The following is an 18,552-nucleotide window of genomic DNA, read 5'->3' on the forward strand; positions in this document are numbered from 1 at the left end:
CTCCCTCATCTTACTTAAAATCAAGTAAAATTAAAATAATACTGATTTTTTACAATGTGACTTTTTCCTTTTATACTTATATAGTTGAATTAATTTCATCCTTTCTACCTTTTAATGAAACAAAGGGGAAGGTTTTGATTTTCACTTTAGGTAGATGCTTTCCCAAGGGCTTGTCTTCAGCTAACTCTGACTACGCAGTGCTTCGTCAGAGTGGATCTTCACACTGCGCTGATCCTTTGGGAGTCACTACCTACCGTTTCAATCAACAAGTTTATTCACAAACATTTGTCTTTTATAAAAACCAAGCGGGTTAGGTTATTGATTTTCACTTTAGGTAGATGCTTTCCCAAGAGCTTGTCTTCAGCTAACTCTGATTAGGCAGAGCGTATCAGAGTGGATTTTCAAACGGCACTCATCCTTTGAGAGCCACTACCTATCGTTACAATCAACAGTGAATTCGCAAAGATTCAAGACATTTTGATCGTAGATGTTCGGTTTCGTTCACTTATAAAGCAATGATGAAATGAACTCAGTTAGAAAAATATTGCATATTGGAGCGTTGTTATATATGTTACAAATTTTTACGACTCAACTACAAGGTTTACTTAAAAAATTAAAAGATAGCCAAGAAGAAGCTATTGAAGATGGTGCTAGGTTACTAGCTCAAGCTACAATAAATTCTGCTCATATTTATATTTATGGTGAAAAAGAAATGAAAGCTGTTGTGACAGAGGCACTTTTTGGAGAGGACTCTTTTACAAATACAAAGCCCCTTCATTTCACGGAGCAACATAGAGAAAACGCTCTTGAAGAAATAAGAAGCTTCGACAGAGTAGTCGTTGTCACTCGTTCTTCCAAGGATACCGTAGCAAATGATTTAGCCCAGCAATTAGCAGAAAAACAAATTCCTTATATTGCTATTTGCACAATTAAAGATCAGGATGATGTTCTCGTTAACAACGCCGATGTCACAATCAATTTACAAGTTCATAAAGCTTTAGTTCCGATGGACGATGGCTCAAGAATCGGATACCCTACTTCTCTAATTGCTCTTTACACCTACTTCTGCCTATCCCTGACTTTAAATGAAATCATGTCAGAATTAGAAGAGCAATAACCCTTGTGTAGGGTTAACCTTTTGTTAAAACAGCTATTATTTTCTTCAAATTCCCCTTATTGCTCTAGCGTTATTTATTAAAGGAATTCCACAAAGAAAATCCTATTAAGAAATTTGATATGATTTGTGATGGATACAAAAATAACGATAGAACCCTCCTTTTTTGAAAAAAGGAGGGTTCTTTTGAATGGGAAAATCCCCTATGAAACTCGTAAGGCTAGCGGACACAAGACACGAAGACTCCAGTGGGAGGAAGTGGCCATGACGAAATCCACTTTTAAAAAAAGTTCATTCGGCAGCTCCCAACCAAACGCGAAGTGTCTTGAGGGAGCAGACAGCCCGAGACATAACATGTGTAGAATTATTCATTCATTGAGGTATTGTCCCGGCCATTTGTTTTGTAAATATGGCTTCATGAGCTCGCTTTTGTCCCAACTATGATAAAGTTCTTGCATCTCTATACAATCCGAACATTTTACTCTTACCTTCATTTACCTTTTAATTAAGACTGTTGGCTCAAGGATGCGCCGATAAATTCACGGAATAACGGCTGTGGACGAGTCGGTCTTGAAACAAATTCTGGATGAAATTGTGAAGCAATAAAATAAGGATGATTCTTTAGCTCAACAATTTCAACTAAACGTCCATCTGGACTTGTTCCAGAGAAAATAAATCCAGCCTCAGCCATTTGCTCACGGTACTCATTATTGAATTCATAGCGGTGACGATGTCTTTCATAAACTACTTCTTCCTGATAAGCATCCTTCGCTAATGTTCCTTCTTCAAGTTTACAAGGGTATAAGCCTAAACGTAAGGTCCCCCCTAAATCCTCTACATCCTTTTGCTCTGGAAGTAAATCAATAATTGGATATTTTGTAGTTGGATTTAATTCAGCTGAATTAGCTCCCTCATAGCCTAAAACATTACGTGCAAACTCTACTGAAGCTAGCTGCATCCCTAAACAAATCCCAAGGAATGGCACATTATTCTCACGGGCATATCGAATCGCTGATATTTTACCTTCTATTCCGCGGTCACCGAAACCACCTGGAACAAGAATTCCATCAGCCTCTTTTAAAAGCTCTTCTACATTTTGATCAGACACATTCTCTGCATTGACCCAGTCAATTTCAATATCAGCATCAAAAGCATAACCTGCATGGCGAAGTGCTTCTGCTACGGAAAGATAAGCATCTTGTAAAGCCACATATTTCCCCACTAAAGCAATTCGGATCGTCTTAGATAGGTTTTGAACTTTTTCTACTAAGCCAATCCACTCTGTCATATCAGCTTCTTTGCAATCTAACTTTAAATGCTTACAAACGATATCATCTAAATGCTGCGCTTGTAAGTCTAAAGGTACTTGGTATAACGTATCCGCATCTCTCGCCTCAATAACAGCATCTTTGTTTATATCACAGAAAAGAGCAATTTTTTCCTTCATATCCTGTGGAACAGGCATTTCCGTTCTAACCACAATAACGTTTGGCTGAATTCCTAAGCTTCTTAATTCTTTTACACTATGTTGAGTCGGTTTTGATTTCATCTCTCCCGCTGCTTTTAGATAAGGTATTAACGTACAATGAATGTACATGACATTATCTGACCCAATATCACTTTTGATTTGGCGGATAGCTTCTAAAAAAGGCAAGCTCTCAATATCGCCTACAGTTCCACCAATCTCAGTGATCACAACATCAGCGTTCGTTTCACGGCCAGCACGGTAAACGCGCTCCTTAATTTCATTTGTTACATGAGGAATGACCTGGACCGTTCCACCTAAATAATCTCCACGACGCTCTTTTTTCAAAACGGTAGAGTATATTCTTCCCGTTGTTACATTGCTGTTTTGACTAACATTGATATCAATAAAACGCTCATAATGTCCAAGGTCTAAATCGGTTTCCGCACCATCATCGGTAACAAATACTTCACCATGCTGATAAGGACTCATCGTACCTGGATCAACGTTAATATAAGGATCAAATTTTTGAATCATTACCTTGACACCGCGGTTTTTTAATAATCTCCCTAGTGAGGCAGCTGTAATTCCTTTTCCCAATGAAGAAACGACTCCACCCGTTACAAAAATATACTTCGTTGTCATAAAATCGGCTCCTTTTACTGTAATCCATGATCTATTATTTCTCAATTTTACTTCGTGCTACATATCAATGAGGTAAAACAAATGACTTTAATGCGGTAACTGCTTTATTTCCTTACATAAAAACAAAAAACAAAAGTGACACTACTCCCATTTAACTGGGGGCGCACACTTTTGTTATAAATAATTTCATTTGATTACTATTTCTAAAGCCCAAAAATGATTCTACCTAGAACCGAAACATAAGTCAAGTAAATCTATTTAGAAAATTCTTCTTCTTCTTCTTCGAAATCCTCTTCCTCATCATTATCATCAAATTCCTCTAATTCTTCTTCGGAATCATCAAATAAATCCTCTTCTTCATCTTCATCTTCATCTTCTTCTTGGTTGAGCTCATCTAATTCATCTTCTAAATCCTCAAACTCGTCTTCTTCGTATTCATCAAGAAGCTCGTCATCCTCTAACAAGGCTTTTGATTTCTTTTTAGGTTTCGCAACAGAAGATGTAATTTCTTCTTCTACTTGCTCTAAAGGATACCAGCTTCTCAAGCCCCAATTATTATCACCTAAAGCCAAAAAGCGTCCATCAATATTTAAATCCGTATAAAGGAAGCTTATACGTGTTTTCACTTCTTCATTTGTCATTCCTTTTAATTCTGCTACTTGATCCATTAGTTGGTAGTATTCAAACGGCTTGTTTTTCTCCTTCATTAATAGAAAAGCAATCTCTACCATAGCAAATTCACTTAATTCTTCTTTTTTCATATCAGCTAATTTCAATATGAACCCTTCCTTTCCATTCGTTCAATCTATCTTCTTCCACACTAGTCAAAATCATACTTCCCATTATAAACATATTTCAAGCATTTATGTAACCTTTTCTCTTAAAATATAAACCATTAAAAATATAGGTACGGCTACAGATTTTAATGTATAACTATTCCCCTCAAAAATCAACTTTTAAATGAAAATGAATTGCTTTATGGTCGTTCACATACCTTAAACTAAATGACGATTTCAAAAAGAACAATAGCTTCATACAGTATTGCCCATCTCCTATTATAAATAAACTTCTTTTTATGCTGATTTAATGAAAGAGAGGCTATGCACCATTGCCCTAGCCTCTACCTAATATTTTCAATGCTTTCTATACAAGCCATCAAATTCTATCGGCTATATAGTTGATGTGTGATTGTACAATAATTGTTTAATTTGGATCGATATATATTCATCAAGTGTAAACAATTTTCGAATGGACCACCTTCTAAAGGTCCACATTTGTCCTTGAACGAGAATATTATGAGCTAATAGCTTACTTTCCTGCTCATTCATTGTTAATTCTCCCGATTGAATACATTGCTGTATTAAGTTTTGCATCATCTCAACCATCTCTTTTTCTTTTTCTAATACATATTTTAATGCATCCTTCTGAAGAGATTTGGTTTCTTGATACATGACCAACACTTCATCAGACATATCATCAATAATATGGAAATAAGATGTTATCGCCTGTTTTAAACGCTCTAAGTGCGTCCCATTTTCACTTAATTGTTTCTTTAATCGTTTCGAAACTTCCATGTAAATATCATCACAAACTAAATAGAGAATGTCCTCTTTTGAACCGATGTATTCATATAATGTACCTATGCTAAATCCGGCTTCCTTAGCAATTTCCCTTGTCGTTGTTCGATGGAACCCTTTTTCAATAAACAATTTTACAGCTCCCTTAATCATTTGAGCACGACGTACTTTGATTAATTGTTGGTCTTTTACCATTGAAGGAACTTTTTTATTATTTAACATTCTATGATTCACACCCTATCCTATATTTCTTTGTAATCATCATACTAGAAATGAATATATTTTTAAATTAAAATTAGAAGGATTATGGAAGGGATTTTTCCAAAATTTCAACAATATCATAGGTTTCGACCTGTTGCTCTACATCCAATGATTTTGTTCCATCTGAAATCATCGACATACAATAAGGACAAGCTGTCGATATAACGGTAGGAGAAACAGCCAACGCCTGTTCAGTGCGTTCTACCTGGACACGCTTGCCTACTCGTTCTTCCATCCACATTAAGCCACCACCTGCTCCACAGCACATTGAACGTTCTCGACTTTTATCCATCTCTACTAAAATGACTCCTGGAATCGCTTTGAGGATCTCTCTCGGTGGCTCATAAACTTCATTATACCTTCCCAGGTAACAAGAATCATGGTAAACAATCGTTTCATTTACTTCTTTTATTGGTCTTATTTTTTTATCTTGAATGAGCTTTGCTAGTAATTCTGTATGATGGTACACTTGAACATCTTTTAAGCCAAATTCCGGATATTCATTTTTAAAAGTATTAAAGGCATGTGGATCAATAGTGACTATTTTCTTTACATCCTGCTTTTTGAACTGCTCTATATTTGCCAGTACTAATTGCTGATAAAGAAATTCATTTCCTAATCTTCTTGCAATATCTCCTGAATTACCCTCTTTATTTCCTAATATTGCGACCTTTAGACCTGCTGACTGTAAGACTCTTATGAGTGAGCGAGCAATTTTTTGACTTCTTTTTTCATAAGCTGCCATAGAACCTACAAAAAACAAATAATCATATTCTTCCTGTTCCTTCTTGTAATCTTTAGCTGTTCGGACTTGTAAATCATCCACCCATAATGAACGGTCCTTTTGCTTAAAGCCCCATGGATTTCCATATCTCTCTATTTGAGTAAGTGCTCGTTTAGCCTCTGCTTCCATTTTCCCTTCTGTCATGACTAAATACCTTCTCATATCAATAATCTTATCTACATGTTCATTCATTACAGGACATTCTTCCTCACAATTTCTACAGGTTGTACAAGCCCATATTTCCTCTTCACTAATCACATCTCCTATTAATGAAGCGGAGTGCTCCTTTGAAGAATATTCAGTTGTTTGGGCTAGTAGTGCTTCCTTAGGGAACCAAGCAGTTCTAGAGGTTATAGCTTGCCCTTTTTCCGTTAAATGATCTCTCATCTTAGTGATTAAATCCATGGGAGATAGCTTTTTTCCAGTATAGGAGGCAGGACATACAGCCGTGCATCTTCCACACTCTACACATGCATATAAGTCGAGCAGTTGCTTTTGGTTAAAATCTGTTATTTCATTGTTTCCGAATTTCTCTATGGTTTCATCTTCAAAAGAAATCGTCGATAATTTACCAACTGGCTCTGTTCTTCCTAAAAAAACATTGATTGGTCCAGCGATTAAATGTGCATGCTTTGATTGTGGGATGTACAGTAAAAAACATAATAAGCACAATAAATGAATCCACCAAAATACGTAAAATGCAACGATTGCTATGGTTGTTGGTAAAAATGAAAAGAGATAAGCGATTGAGGATGCGATTGGCTCATAAACTAAAAAGGCCTCTTGATACCAAATTAAATGCATCGCTTTTGCCAATAGCTTTGAAACCATCAGTACCGAAATAAACAATAAAACAAGACCTGCCTTAAACCCCTTTTTCAGTCGAGGAAGCTTTTCGATATAACGTCTATAAAAAGCAGCTGCAACTGCTATTAAAATCATCACAACAATGATTTCTTGTAAAAATACAAAACTAGGATAAAACGGACCAAGAGGTAGATGAGAATGAGGAGATAAGCCTTTCCAGATTAAATCAATTGCACCAAACTGTACGAGTAAAAAACCATAAAACAAAAGAAGATGTATCATGCCGCTTTTTTTATCCTTTAGTAATTTCTTCTGCGCAAATACTTGAAGCCACACCTGAAAAAGCCTTTCTTTTAATGAATGGTTAAAGCTCGGCTTCGATCCAAGTTTTATATACTCTATTCTTGCGTGTACTAGGCGTAAAAATATAAACAAAGCATATCCAGTTATTAATAAAAAAGCAGTCCATTGAATAATCGGTAGTAGCGCATTCATCCTACTTCCTCCTTTTTCTTTTTTTCATATTTCTTTCATGAAAAATGGCTTATAGGACATACTATGCTTACTATATTCAGGACATGTTTATAAATCGTTCTGTTCGATTGGAGTAGGTATAAATGATATGGTTACTCATCGTATTGTTACTTGTTTTATTTGCTGTAATTTTTTTTATTTTTCTTGATTTACACCTAGGTAAAAAAGCCAATTTACATAAAGCATTACCACTAGAAAAAAAGGATAGAGAGAGTCAAGTTACCTTCTTCCCTACCGGAGACACTTTTTTTAATAACCTTATTCAGGATTTAAAAGCAGCAAATGACCACATCCATGTCCTTTTTTATATTTTTAGACAGGATTTTATCGGTAGTAAGCTCTTAGATTTATTAGAATTAAAAGCAAAAGAAGGAGTTACCGTACGGCTTATGGTCGATCAATTTGGATGTAGTATATCTCTTAGGAATAAGCACCGATTAAGGAAGGCTGGTGTCCATTTCACTACTACTCCCCCTCTTGGTTTTCCTTATTTTTTCTTTAAATTGAATCAACGAAATCACCGTAAAATTGTAGTATGCGATGGAAGAGTTGGTTATATAGGGGGCTACAATATTGGTGATGAATATTTGGGTCGTAACCCTCACTTTGGTAGATGGCGTGATTTTCACCTTCGTTTAGTAGGAGATGGTGTGCAGGATTTACAGAGCAGCTTTTTGCAGGATTGGCATCAAAAAAAGAAACAAGTTCCAATCTCTACTAAAAACCAAAGGTATTTTCCAGCACTACAAAAAGGGACGCAATCGATTACTCTCTTTCGGACGAACGGAGCATTTCTCGAAGATGAGTACTATCAAAAAATGGAGCAAGCTAATAAGTCACTAATTATAGCGACTGCCTATTTCATTCCAGGAGAAAAACTTATCAAAGCAATTATAAAAGCAGCTAAACGGGGGGTTGATATAAAAATTATAGTCCCTAAAAAAAGTGACCACTTATTTGTTCGAGAAGCCGCTTTTCCTTATTATCAACGATTATTAATAAATGGGGTTAGAATATATCAATACTACCGAGGGTTTTTCCATACAAAAGCACTTCTTATTGATGACAAAGTCGCTTATATAGGTACAGCCAACTTTGATCAAAGAAGTATGTTTATTAACTTTGAACAGCATGTTTTTGTTCACGATCAAACCATTATTACTGAAGTGAAGAATATTCTTGAACATGATATTTCTATCTCCTCACCTTTAACATGGAAGGAGTATAAAGAGCGTTCCTTCTTTTTTAAACTGAAAGAAAAAGTCGGACAGCTCATTTCAGGATATCTTTAAAATATCCAATGAAAGATTTGATATCCAATAAAAATACCGATAATCCCCATAATCCCTGCTAAGGTTGGTGGAGCAGGGATCGGTAATTTAATCCAAGCAAATACAATTCCAACTATCAATCCTGCTAATAAGGCCAAAAATACTTCAGTCATAAAGAGCTTCCTCCTTCTTTAATTGCTCTTCATACCTTTTGTATTCTTTCTTAATTTATTCTGATGTTTTAAATTACTTCAATAATAAACCAAATAATCATGATAATTTGAATAATTCCCTTTGCGACCGTTCCACTAAGAAAGGCAAAAAGAGAAGCTATTGCCACCTTTAATGCTTGAGAAGTATCGCGGTCGTTAAACAGCTCTGTTATAAAAACGAGGATAAAAGGTATAACAACAATACCAAATGGAGGAATAATAAAAGAACCAACAATGACCCCTATAGCTGCCATCCTTTCTCCCCATTTAGAGCCTCCATATTTTTTAACAAAATATAAACTAGCTATGAGATCGGCCAAAAACAATAATACAGTGAACAAGACCATGGCACTCCAAAACCAAACTGATAAATCACCGGCTGTGCCTACTCCCCAAATATAAATGACAAAACCTAGCCAGATCACTAATACAGATGGGATAATTGGGAATAAAAGTCCGATAAAGCTCGTAATAAATAATGCAATGATGATTATCCACCAAATAACATCCATCACTATCCTACCTCCTTTTAAGAATAATAGTTGCCAAAAAAGCTCCCTCTTATTTTCCTTGGGAGCTTTTCTGTTCTATTTACATTTTTTCTGGCGCATGGACACCAACTAGTGCTAAAGCATTTTTAATCGTTATTTGTGTGGCTCTCATAAGCGCTAATCTTGCTTTTGTCTGCTCTTCGTTCTGCTCATCGATGACTCGCTCAGCATTATAAAAGCTGTGCAATGTGGCTGCTAATTCATGTACATAATTAGTAATACGATGAGGATTTTGTTTTTTAGCTGCTTCTGTAACGGCCTCTGGAAAATCACCAATCACTTTTAATAATTCAAATTCCTTGTCTGTTTTGATAGGAGATAAGTCCGTCTCTTCATTAAAGGTTAATCCCTTTTCATTCCCTTGGCGAAGCATAGCACAAACTCTTGCATGAGCGTATTGAACGTAATATACAGGATTTTCGTTCGAGTTTGAAACAGCTAAGTCCATATCAAAGTCAAGGTGAGTATCTGCACTACGCATTGCAAAGAAATAGCGAGTTGCATCAATTCCTACTTCTTCCATTAAATCTCGTAATGTAACAGCCTTTCCTGTTCTTTTACTCATTTTCACTTTTTCGCCAGCTTGAAATAAACTCACCATTTGAATAATTTCAACATCTAATTGATCCGCTTTATAACCAAGCGCCTGTATAGCTGCTCTCATTCTAGGAATATAGCCATGATGATCAGCGCCCCAAACATTAATTAATTTCTGAAAACCTCGATTCATTTTATCTTGATGATAAGCAATATCTGGTGTTAAATACGTGTAGCTTCCATCATTCTTTATCAATACTCGATCTTTATCGTCTCCATAAGTGGTCGAACGAAACCATGTAGCTCCATCCTGTTCGTAGGTTTCGCCTTTATTCTTTAATATTTCTAAGGTTTCTTCGACTTTATTAGATTCGTATAAAGAGGTTTCAGAAAACCAATGGTCAAACTCTACACGGAATTCTTTTAAATCTATCTTTATTTTATCTAATTCTTTTTCTAATCCATATTTACGGAAAAACTGTAATCTTTCTTCCTCAGGGAGATTTAATAGCTGATCCCCTTTTTCATCTGCTAGATGTTGAGCTATTTCAATAATATCCTGACCTTGATACCCATCCTCTGGAACCGTTTTTTCCATTCCTAACGCTTGATAATAACGAGCTTCCAAAGAAAGTGCGAGGTTATTAATTTGATTTCCGGCATCATTAATATAATATTCTCTTTCAACCTTATAACCCGCTTTGTCTAGAATATTACAAAGTGAATCTCCTACAGCTGCACCCCTAGCATGGCCTAAATGTAGGGTTCCTGTTGGATTAGCTGATACAAATTCGACTTGAACAGGTGTATGCTGTCCAAAATCCGAGGACCCATAGTCATCTTTTGCTGCTAAAACAGTAGTTACTACTTTTCTTAAATAACCATTATCCATGAAAAAATTAATAAACCCAGGTCCAGCAATTTCTACTCGGTCGATAGCAGCCTCTTGTTTATTTAAATGCTCCACTAATTCTTCGGCTATTTTTCTCGGTGCCATTTTAGCCACGCGCGCTAATTGCATCGCCATATTGGTAGCAAAATCACCATGAGTTTTATCTTTTGGCGTTTCTAATAAAACCTCTGGCATCGTCTCTACTGTTGCTAATTCAGCTTTTAAAACAGCCTCTGTAATTTGTTCCTTAAGTTTTTGTTTCATTTGTTCCACACTGTTCATTATTCATTTTCCTCCTCTAGCATCAATCGTACTTCATGTGTACCAGTATCCTGCCCTTGCATTCTAAATCGGTATCGAAGAAAGATTCTTCCTTTACGATTAAGACTTGGCCATTGCACTAACACTTTTTCAGTTTCAGCGGTCGTTTCCCAAGTAACTTCAGAGGTAACATACCTTCCAATAGTGGTTTTGCCACTTTCAAATACTTGTCTCATTAATAAAGAGCCTTGGCGAATGAGTGTAAGCTCTTCACCATTCCACTTCATTGTCGTTTTCACCTTTTGGTTATGACCAAAGGACTCTTCAAAATGTAAATATTGCTGCTGCCCTTTTATATATAAAAATCCCTTTGTTGTAAATTCATAAGAGTCGCGATGATCACCGTTATGAATGAGTGTTTGGAATTTTAACTTAATAGGGCGTTTCACCGTTCTATCCATTATTCGCACATCCTTCTCACTAAACAGTTTAGCGAGTTTATAAAAGTGATGCAAGAGTTCTAGCCATTCCTTCTGCCTACAGAATCTTTGCATATCTTCTTCATGACCATCTATTACTAAAATCTCAACATGAAAAAAAGAGGTGGCATATGACTGCCACTCATTTCTCTCTTTTTAAATGCTCATTATTTTACCCAGCCTAATAACATCTCACGAATCAGCTTACTTGCTGTAATTTGCGTTTGTTCTGACGGGTCATAATTAGGTGCTACCTCCACTAAATCAGAACCTACTACTTTCAAATTAGATTGAGCAATTAACGTTATCGCTTCTAATAACTCTTTTGAAGTAACGCCCCCTGCTTCTGCCGTTCCTGTTCCAGGAGCATGTGCAGGGTCTAAAACATCAATATCGATCGTTACATAGATCGGACGACCCTCTAAGGTTGGTAATACCTTTTTCAATGGCTCGACTATATTAAATTTAAACATATTCATACCAGATTTTTTCGCAAATTCGAATTCTTCACGCATGCCTGAACGAATTCCAAAGGAGTAAATATTTTGGGCCCCCAATAATGAGCAGGCTTTGCGAATAGGAGTAGAATGCGATAGCACCTCTCCCTCATATTCCTCACGTAAATCTGCATGAGCATCAAAGTGAAGAATCGCAACATCCGGGTATTTTTTATGAATCGCTTTAAAGATTGGCCATGATAATAGATGCTCTCCACCAAGACCTAAAGGATATTTCCCATCTTCAAGTAGCTTGTCGACAAAATCCTCAACCATATCTAGGCTTCTTTGGGCATTGCCAAATGGCAATGGAATGTCTCCTGCATCAAAATAGTCGATCTCTTCTAAATGTTTATCCATATAAGGACTGTATTCTTCCAATCCTAAAGAAGCCTCGCGAATTTTCGCTGGACCAAATCGCGAACCCGGTCGAAACGATACCGTCCAATCCATTGGCATTCCGTAAATAACTGCTTTACTTTCTTCATAGGTTGCTCGACTCATAATAAAAACTTTCCCAGAATATGACTCATCAAAGCGCATTAGTTTTTCTCCCTTTTCTCTAACATTCTATTTTCTTATTACTATTTATTTATATAAACGAATTTCATCATTTCTATCTTTTAATGAAAACCTAGCAATTAAGTTTTTGATTTCCACTTTAGGTAGATGCTTTCCCAAGGGCTTGTCTTCAGCTAACTCTGACTACGAAGAGTGGCTTTTCAAACGGCGCTCATCCTTTGGGAGTCATTACCTATCATTACAATCAACGTGTGAACTGGCAAACAGTTAAGACATTTTTATAATGAATGGTCGGTTTCGTTCACTTATAAAGCAATGATGAAATGAACTCATATAAGTGAGGTTAATCAATAGCGAATAGCATTCTCTCTTATCTTAACCTTCTTTTTTTAATCCTATAGCATATCAAAAGAAAGTATATAACAAATAAAACAAAAAGCAAATAAATTTCCGTTCACTTTCAATGGATAGCATGTTTAAAATAATCGGCTTCTACCCATCCTATTAATAGAGAAGTTAAATGCAATATCTTCGTTTTCTAGCAATCATAGCTTCTCATTATATTTGAACAATTTATATTCAGAGGTGACACAAAATGCAAGTTGTATTAAACCGCAAACGAAGACGGCAACGAAATAAATGGCGATTAGCTTTTCGTTTATTACTTGTTTTTCTTCTGCTTGCATCTGGAAGTGCTGTCGCTTTACTATCTTATACAAGAATGCTAGGTCCACCCCCTATTCAGGTTTCACAAACAACGGTTATCTATGGAGATAACAATGAAATCATTGGCGAGACCCATCATGGAGAGAATAGATATTGGGTTTCTTTAAGTGACATATCACAAGATGTGATAGATGCGACCATTTCAGTGGAAGACCGTAAGTTTTTTCAGCACTTAGGGTTTGATCCGAAAAGAATTGCTGGAGCTATCCTAGCAAATATTCGTTCTGGTGAAAAATCTCAGGGCGCAAGTACAATTACTCAGCAATATGCTAGAAATTTATATTTAAATCATGAAAAGACTTGGACTAGAAAATGGAATGAACTTCTATATGCACTCAGATTAGAAATGAATTATGAGAAAGAGGAAATATTGGAAGGTTATTTGAACACGGTCTATTATGGTCATGGTGCCTATGGTATCGAAGCAGCATCTGCTCATTTTTTCGATAAAGATTCTCGTGATTTAACTCTCGCAGAAGCAAGTATGTTGGCGGGAATACCAAAAGGGCCGAGTTATTATTCTCCATTAACCAATGAGGAATTGGCCAAAAAAAGGCAAAAGGTCGTTTTATTCTCCATGGTAGAAAATGAAATGATTACACAACAAGAAGCGGATGCTGCTTTTGAAGAGGAGCTTATATATATAGAAAGGCCTCATCAAACATTAGATAAAGTAGGACCGTATTTCCATGATGTCGTTCATTATCAATTAGTTCATCAATTAGGTATTGAACCCGACTTAATTGAAGCAGGTGGATTACAAGTTTATACGACACTTGATGCAGAAATGCAAAAAAAAGCGGAAAAGATTATTGAGCAGGAAATGCCTACTAATGAATTAGAAATTGGCTTTGTGGCTATGGATCCCAAAACCGGTTATGTAAAAGCTTTGGTAGGTGGAAAACAACATGTGCAGGGCGGCTTTAACCGTGCAGTTCAAGCTCAAAGACAGCCGGGGTCAACAATGAAACCATTTTTATATTATGGAGCACTGGAAAATGGATTTACAGCTACAACCACATTAAAAAGTGAAAAAACCGATTTTCCAATCGATGGCCAATCTGAGCCTTATTCACCTGATAATTTTAATAGTAATTTTGCAGAGGATTATATAACGATGATCCAAGCTTTAGCTTTTTCCGATAATATTTATGCCGTTAAAACCCACTATTTTATAGGTCTTGATACATTAGGTGAGATAACGAGAAGAGTAGGGTTAAAGAGCACGATACAGCCACACCCTTCCTCAGCACTTGGAAGTAGCTCAGTTAATGTGTTAGAAATGGTTAACGGCTATAGTGCTTTTGCAAATGGTGGGTTTAAAACGGAACCTTTATTTATTAAAAAAGTAGAAAATATCAAAGGTGAAATTCTTTTTGAAAATAAGCCCACTTATGAACAAGTGCTAGACCCAGAGCTTACCTTTATCATGACCGACTTGATGACAGCAATGTTTGACCGCCAATTAAATGATTATACTTCAGTAACCGGTGGCTCTGTAGCTCCTTTTATTAAACGACCAGTAGCAGGAAAATCTGGTTCCACCTCCACTGACAGCTGGATGATTGGATTTACACCTCAGCTAGTTACAGGTGTTTGGGTTGGCTATGATGATAGTAGAAGATTACAAACCAAAGGTGATAGTCAAGTATCCAAGCAGGTTTGGGCAAAATTTACAGAGGAAGCTTTAGCGAATGAATTAAAACTTCCTTTTCAGCCTCCACGTAATCTTACTGCTTTAGAGGTCGATCCAAAAACAGGCTTGTTAGCTAATGAAAATTGTACGGGTAGACTTACTTATTTCGTTAAAGGAACAGAGCCTACAGAATCCTGTCCTTCTAGCGAAAAAGAAATGGAAGAAACCGTTCAAGAGGAATCTGAGGAAGAACATAGTATTTTCAAAAGGTTTTTACGTTGGATGAATGAATAATCGAATAACTAAAGTAAAAAAACTAGAGGCAGCTGCCTCTAGTTTTTTTTGTCCTAGTATAATTCTGACATTATACGCTTTCAAGTTTACCTTGATCTACTTAAAACCACAAGGATTGTCATTTATTGTTCAAAAAGGATTCATATTTTTTTATCCTATTTCTTCAACAAGAAACCTAAATACGTTTTCTTTATTTTCCTAATTGCTCCTTAAGCTCTTGGGTGGAATGCTCCCACATGTCATGATTGTAATTTTTTAAAAACTGCCCTAGTAAATGACGAGATTTTTCGTCCATTTGCTTGACGAGAATATGACCCTTTAACGATTTATCCATATGATTAACATGCTCAGGTAAGCTTTTATAGCCCCGTCTAATAGATATATCCACAGTCATTTCACAGCCTGCTACTCCTCCGTAATAAGGCTTTTGTTCCTTAAATAAAATCGTTACCCAAACTAACCAGTAAAGCTTACCATTCGGAACTTGATCTTTTTCCTTAAGAAATTTTATTCTCTTTTCAACTGCTGAACGGGCATGAAGAGCACCCATATCAATAAATACCTCTTCTTCAGTTGGGTCGACAAAAATAGGTGTTACATTATCTAAATTAAGAGTTCCTGCGCCATAACCTCCATGGCCATCTAAAGAATCATTACTTAATATATTAAAGGTCGCTTTTTTCTTTTTAAGATTATCGTTATTTAATAAATCCATTTCTCAGCCCTTCTTTCTTCATACATATTCTTATAACACAGTTTAGCACAGACTTAATTTTGTTACACGTTTAGTCTAACCTTTACCTAAACCTCTTCATTAAATACGAAGTATATACGAGTATTCATTAGTATATCAACCTATTTAGTAGTATATATGAGATATTCAATTTTAATAATCTATTTTCATTAAAAACAAAAAAATATATGGATATTTAGAAATTTATACTATATAATAAATCCAGAATTTTCTATTTTAAAAAAAATACAGGGGGAACACAATGAAATATTTAAAAACATTAATGGTCGCCATAATCATCACTCTATTAATAGGGCCGATTCATACTTATGCCGACTGGAAACCAGCTGAGCTTCAATCTTATTTAACATCTATTAATTGGACTGAGAAGCAGCTAGAAAATTATTTAGCGAATGAATGGGAACTAGAATTTCGTGATTTCGATTCAGTTGATGAGATGATTGATTTCTTAGGTCCAATTATGGACGAGGAGATGCTCGAAGTTATTCTGGATGATTATTTCATTTCAAAGGAACAGCTTATACATTCATTGAATCAACATCAAAAAAAATGGCAAGATTTTAAGTTTTATGATGATTTATTTATGTACTTAGACGAAATTCTCAGCATAAGCGCTCAAGAATTAACTCAATATTTAAACACTATTGGTTTAACAGAGAAGCAATTAAAGGATTACTTAGAGGAGGAATATTCTTTTAATCTATCTTTCTTCTCTACTATTGGTCAATTATCAAACTTCTTAGGTGATGTACTTACAGATGATTCTTTAAATGAATTATTGAATGATTTTGGAATGACCTTTGAAGACCTAAATTCGCTTTTAGAAAAACATCAACGTTCTTTAGACGAGTTTTTATTTTATGACCAGATTTTTGATTTTCTATACTATTCTCAAACGATTGATGAAGCAGAATTAGAGGCGTTTCTAGAGTCAGTTGGATGGACTAGGTCCAAGCTAGATGAGTTTCTCTATAACGTATGGTATTTGGAATTATTCGAAATCCCTACACTCGAAGAATTAATGTTTTATTTAGGCCCACCTATTGATCAAGATGTCATTTCTGAATTATTAGAAGAGTACGAGATTACTCTTGATGAACTACATCAACTCCTAAAAGAAGCCAACCTAAGCTTAGATGATTTTACGTTTTATTATGAGCTAGATGATTTCATTTACTCTTCTCTTTACTACGATGATGAAGATATTGAAATAGATGAAGAGCTAAAAAAACTCTTCGATGAAATTGGTTTAACCGAAGAGGAGTTTGAGAGAATTATTATGCACATTCTTGCTCAAATTGAGGAAGACCCAAGTTTAATAGATGCTTTATTTGAACTTGAGGAGTTCTTATATCTCTTTGAAGACATGGAAGATGGAGAGAAGTTTGATAAAGAGGAGCTCATCGAGCTTGCTTTAATCTCTAAGGAATATATGGATTTATTTAAAATAAAGGCTGAATTCCTTTTAGTAAAAGATGGCGTAGAAACTCCTTTATCATTCTTTAACCTTCTTAATTTAACATCATTAGGTGAGCACGATTTGCTTATTAAGCTTTACGATTTTGATGGTCAATTATTGGCTGATTTTATCTTTACTACTGAATTACTGAATAGATGGTTCTTTGGTGAGGTTATTGATCACATTACTCCTCCAGTAGTAAAAGATCCAAGACCTGTTCCACCACCTAAAGGTGGAACCAACATAGAGACTCCAAAGCCTAAACCGGCTGTGGAAAAACCAAGCTTGGATAAAGAAAAAATGGCATCAGATAAGCAAGAATCTACTCAGGGGCAAGTAAAACAAAAATTACCTAATACAGCTACTGAATCTTATAACCTGTTAGTTATTGGTTTCGTTTTACTATTTGCCGCAGGTGGTCTTTTCCTACTTCAAAAAAGACGCTTGAATTCGTAAAATAACATGTGCAGTTTTTTGTTTCTTGATATACTAAGGATACTTACAATCAAGGAGGAAATGAGATGCCGATTATAACTGTACAAATGCTAGAGGGTCGTAGCGACGAACAAAAGAAAGAGCTAGTAGAAAAAGTAACAAAGGCTGTATCTGAATCAGTCGACGCTCCCCCTGAAAAAATATCTATTATTATAGAAGAAATGAAAAAAACGAACTATGCTGTCGCTGGAAAAAGAGCAAGCGATCAATAAAGCTAAGAAAAAAGGGTTGTCTCATTTAATCAATGATGACAACCCTTTTTATGTGAAAATTATAATGATACGTTTTTTCTTAGCTGTTTAATAAATTGGTGTGCTTTTTCAATATCTTCCTCACTATAGTTTTGCTTTCTTTTTAATGTGAATACCTTTTCCTTTACTTCCTCCTTGGATAGCTCAGAAAAATAGAGCAAGGTCGAAACTAGCTCTAAAAATTTAGCAGACTGGTCATTTAATGAATGAAAGAGCTCTCTTTGGTCCGGCCATTGTTGCGGATTCAACTCTAAAAAATGCAATCCTTGCTCTGATAAAGAATAACGATATTGTTGATAATTACCTTTATCCTCCATCCTTTCCATAACAAATCCTAAATTACACAGCTCTTCCATTCGTAACGATAATTCTTCCGAATAGGGACCAAACATATGAAATTTGAATCGTTCCGAAAAAGGGATGTCCATTTTTTTAGAAATATAGATCATCTTTTGTAGCTTTTTTCTTCCAACAACTTCCCCCGCTTGTAAAAGAAACAGCATTACTTTAGCATGGTCCTTCAGCAAC

The 18,552-nt window shown here is 35.6% G+C and carries 16 protein-coding genes; 5 read left to right on the top strand and 11 right to left on the bottom strand.

Translation table 11 applies throughout. The features are described from left to right. The first annotated feature begins 568 nt into the window (after positions 1–568). Positions 569–1,117 carry a DUF2529 family protein gene (locus tag AZF04_RS12955; RefSeq protein ID WP_061949076.1) on the top strand — a complete coding sequence of 183 codons (549 nt, stop codon included), beginning with the start codon at positions 569–571 and terminating at the stop codon, positions 1,115–1,117. 502 nt (positions 1,118–1,619) lie between these two features. Here AZF04_RS12955 and AZF04_RS12965 read toward each other — a convergent pair. The 4 genes from AZF04_RS12965 to AZF04_RS12980 form a co-directional block, all read right to left on the bottom strand. Then, positions 1,620–3,224: a CTP synthase gene (locus AZF04_RS12965; protein ID WP_061949078.1), complete on the bottom strand. Its 1,605-nt coding sequence runs from the start codon at positions 3,222–3,224 to the stop codon at positions 1,620–1,622. 254 nt (positions 3,225–3,478) lie between these two features. After that, entirely contained in the window at positions 3,479–4,000 is a 522-nt protein-coding gene (gene rpoE / locus AZF04_RS12970; protein ID WP_061949079.1) for a DNA-directed RNA polymerase subunit delta, read from the bottom strand. Positions 4,001–4,393: 393 nt separating this feature from the next. Then, positions 4,394–5,023: a TetR/AcrR family transcriptional regulator gene (locus tag AZF04_RS12975; protein ID WP_061949080.1), complete on the bottom strand. Its 630-nt coding sequence runs from the start codon at positions 5,021–5,023 to the stop codon at positions 4,394–4,396. A gap of 82 nt (positions 5,024–5,105) precedes the next feature. Continuing rightward, the gene (locus AZF04_RS12980) at positions 5,106–7,148 is read right to left on the bottom strand and encodes a (Fe-S)-binding protein (RefSeq protein ID WP_061949081.1); all 2,043 of its coding nucleotides are present in this window, start codon (positions 7,146–7,148) and stop codon (positions 5,106–5,108) included. Between the two features lie 122 nt (positions 7,149–7,270). Between AZF04_RS12980 and cls the strand changes: the two genes are divergently transcribed. After that, positions 7,271–8,479 carry a cardiolipin synthase gene (gene cls, locus AZF04_RS12985; RefSeq protein WP_061949082.1) on the top strand — a complete coding sequence of 403 codons (1,209 nt, stop codon included), beginning with the start codon at positions 7,271–7,273 and terminating at the stop codon, positions 8,477–8,479. Here cls and AZF04_RS20725 read toward each other — a convergent pair. From AZF04_RS20725 to speB, 5 genes are all read right to left on the bottom strand, one after another. Further along, complete coding sequence (locus tag AZF04_RS20725) at positions 8,476–8,631, bottom strand: XapX domain-containing protein (RefSeq protein ID WP_081766583.1); 156 nt, start codon at positions 8,629–8,631, stop codon at positions 8,476–8,478. The genes cls and AZF04_RS20725 overlap by 4 nt on opposite strands. 68 nt (positions 8,632–8,699) lie before the next feature. Next, on the bottom strand, positions 8,700–9,182 hold the full coding sequence (locus AZF04_RS12990) for a DUF456 domain-containing protein (RefSeq protein ID WP_061949083.1): 483 nt from the start codon (positions 9,180–9,182) through the stop codon (positions 8,700–8,702). A 79-nt stretch (positions 9,183–9,261) separates the two neighbouring features. Further along, complete coding sequence (gene argS / locus AZF04_RS12995) at positions 9,262–10,932, bottom strand: arginine--tRNA ligase (protein ID WP_061949084.1); 1,671 nt, start codon at positions 10,930–10,932, stop codon at positions 9,262–9,264. Further along, on the bottom strand, positions 10,932–11,372 hold the full coding sequence (locus AZF04_RS13000) for a YwiB family protein (RefSeq protein ID WP_061949085.1): 441 nt from the start codon (positions 11,370–11,372) through the stop codon (positions 10,932–10,934). Before AZF04_RS13000 ends, argS begins: the two co-directional genes overlap by 1 nt. Before the next feature lie 185 nt (positions 11,373–11,557). Further along, the gene (gene speB, locus AZF04_RS13005; RefSeq protein ID WP_061949086.1) at positions 11,558–12,430 is read right to left on the bottom strand and encodes an agmatinase; all 873 of its coding nucleotides are present in this window, start codon (positions 12,428–12,430) and stop codon (positions 11,558–11,560) included. Positions 12,431–13,004: 574 nt separating this feature from the next. Between speB and AZF04_RS13010 the strand changes: the two genes are divergently transcribed. Beyond that, on the top strand, positions 13,005–15,065 hold the full coding sequence (locus AZF04_RS13010; RefSeq protein ID WP_061949087.1) for a transglycosylase domain-containing protein: 2,061 nt from the start codon (positions 13,005–13,007) through the stop codon (positions 15,063–15,065). 190 nt (positions 15,066–15,255) lie between these two features. Here AZF04_RS13010 and AZF04_RS13015 read toward each other — a convergent pair whose 3' ends face one another. Continuing rightward, positions 15,256–15,780, bottom strand: a complete 525-nt coding sequence (locus tag AZF04_RS13015) for a YwhD family protein (protein ID WP_061949088.1) — start codon at positions 15,778–15,780, stop codon at positions 15,256–15,258. A 280-nt stretch (positions 15,781–16,060) separates the two neighbouring features. Between AZF04_RS13015 and AZF04_RS13020 the strand changes: the two genes are divergently transcribed. Then, a complete protein-coding gene (locus tag AZF04_RS13020; protein WP_061949089.1) occupies positions 16,061–17,734 on the top strand; it encodes a processed acidic surface protein in 1,674 nt (557 codons plus the stop codon). A 65-nt stretch (positions 17,735–17,799) separates the two neighbouring features. After that, complete coding sequence (locus AZF04_RS13025; protein WP_045481281.1) at positions 17,800–17,985, top strand: 2-hydroxymuconate tautomerase; 186 nt, start codon at positions 17,800–17,802, stop codon at positions 17,983–17,985. 59 nt (positions 17,986–18,044) lie between these two features. Here the strand turns inward: AZF04_RS13025 and AZF04_RS13030 are convergent, their stop codons facing one another. Then, positions 18,045–18,551, bottom strand: a complete 507-nt coding sequence (locus AZF04_RS13030) for a YwgA family protein (RefSeq protein WP_061949090.1) — start codon at positions 18,549–18,551, stop codon at positions 18,045–18,047. Position 18,552: the final 1 nt, after the last annotated feature.

The sequence above is a fragment of the Alkalihalobacillus trypoxylicola genome (genome assembly GCF_001590785.1).
Lineage (GTDB): Bacteria > Bacillota > Bacilli > Bacillales > Bacillaceae_D > Alkalihalobacillus > Alkalihalobacillus trypoxylicola.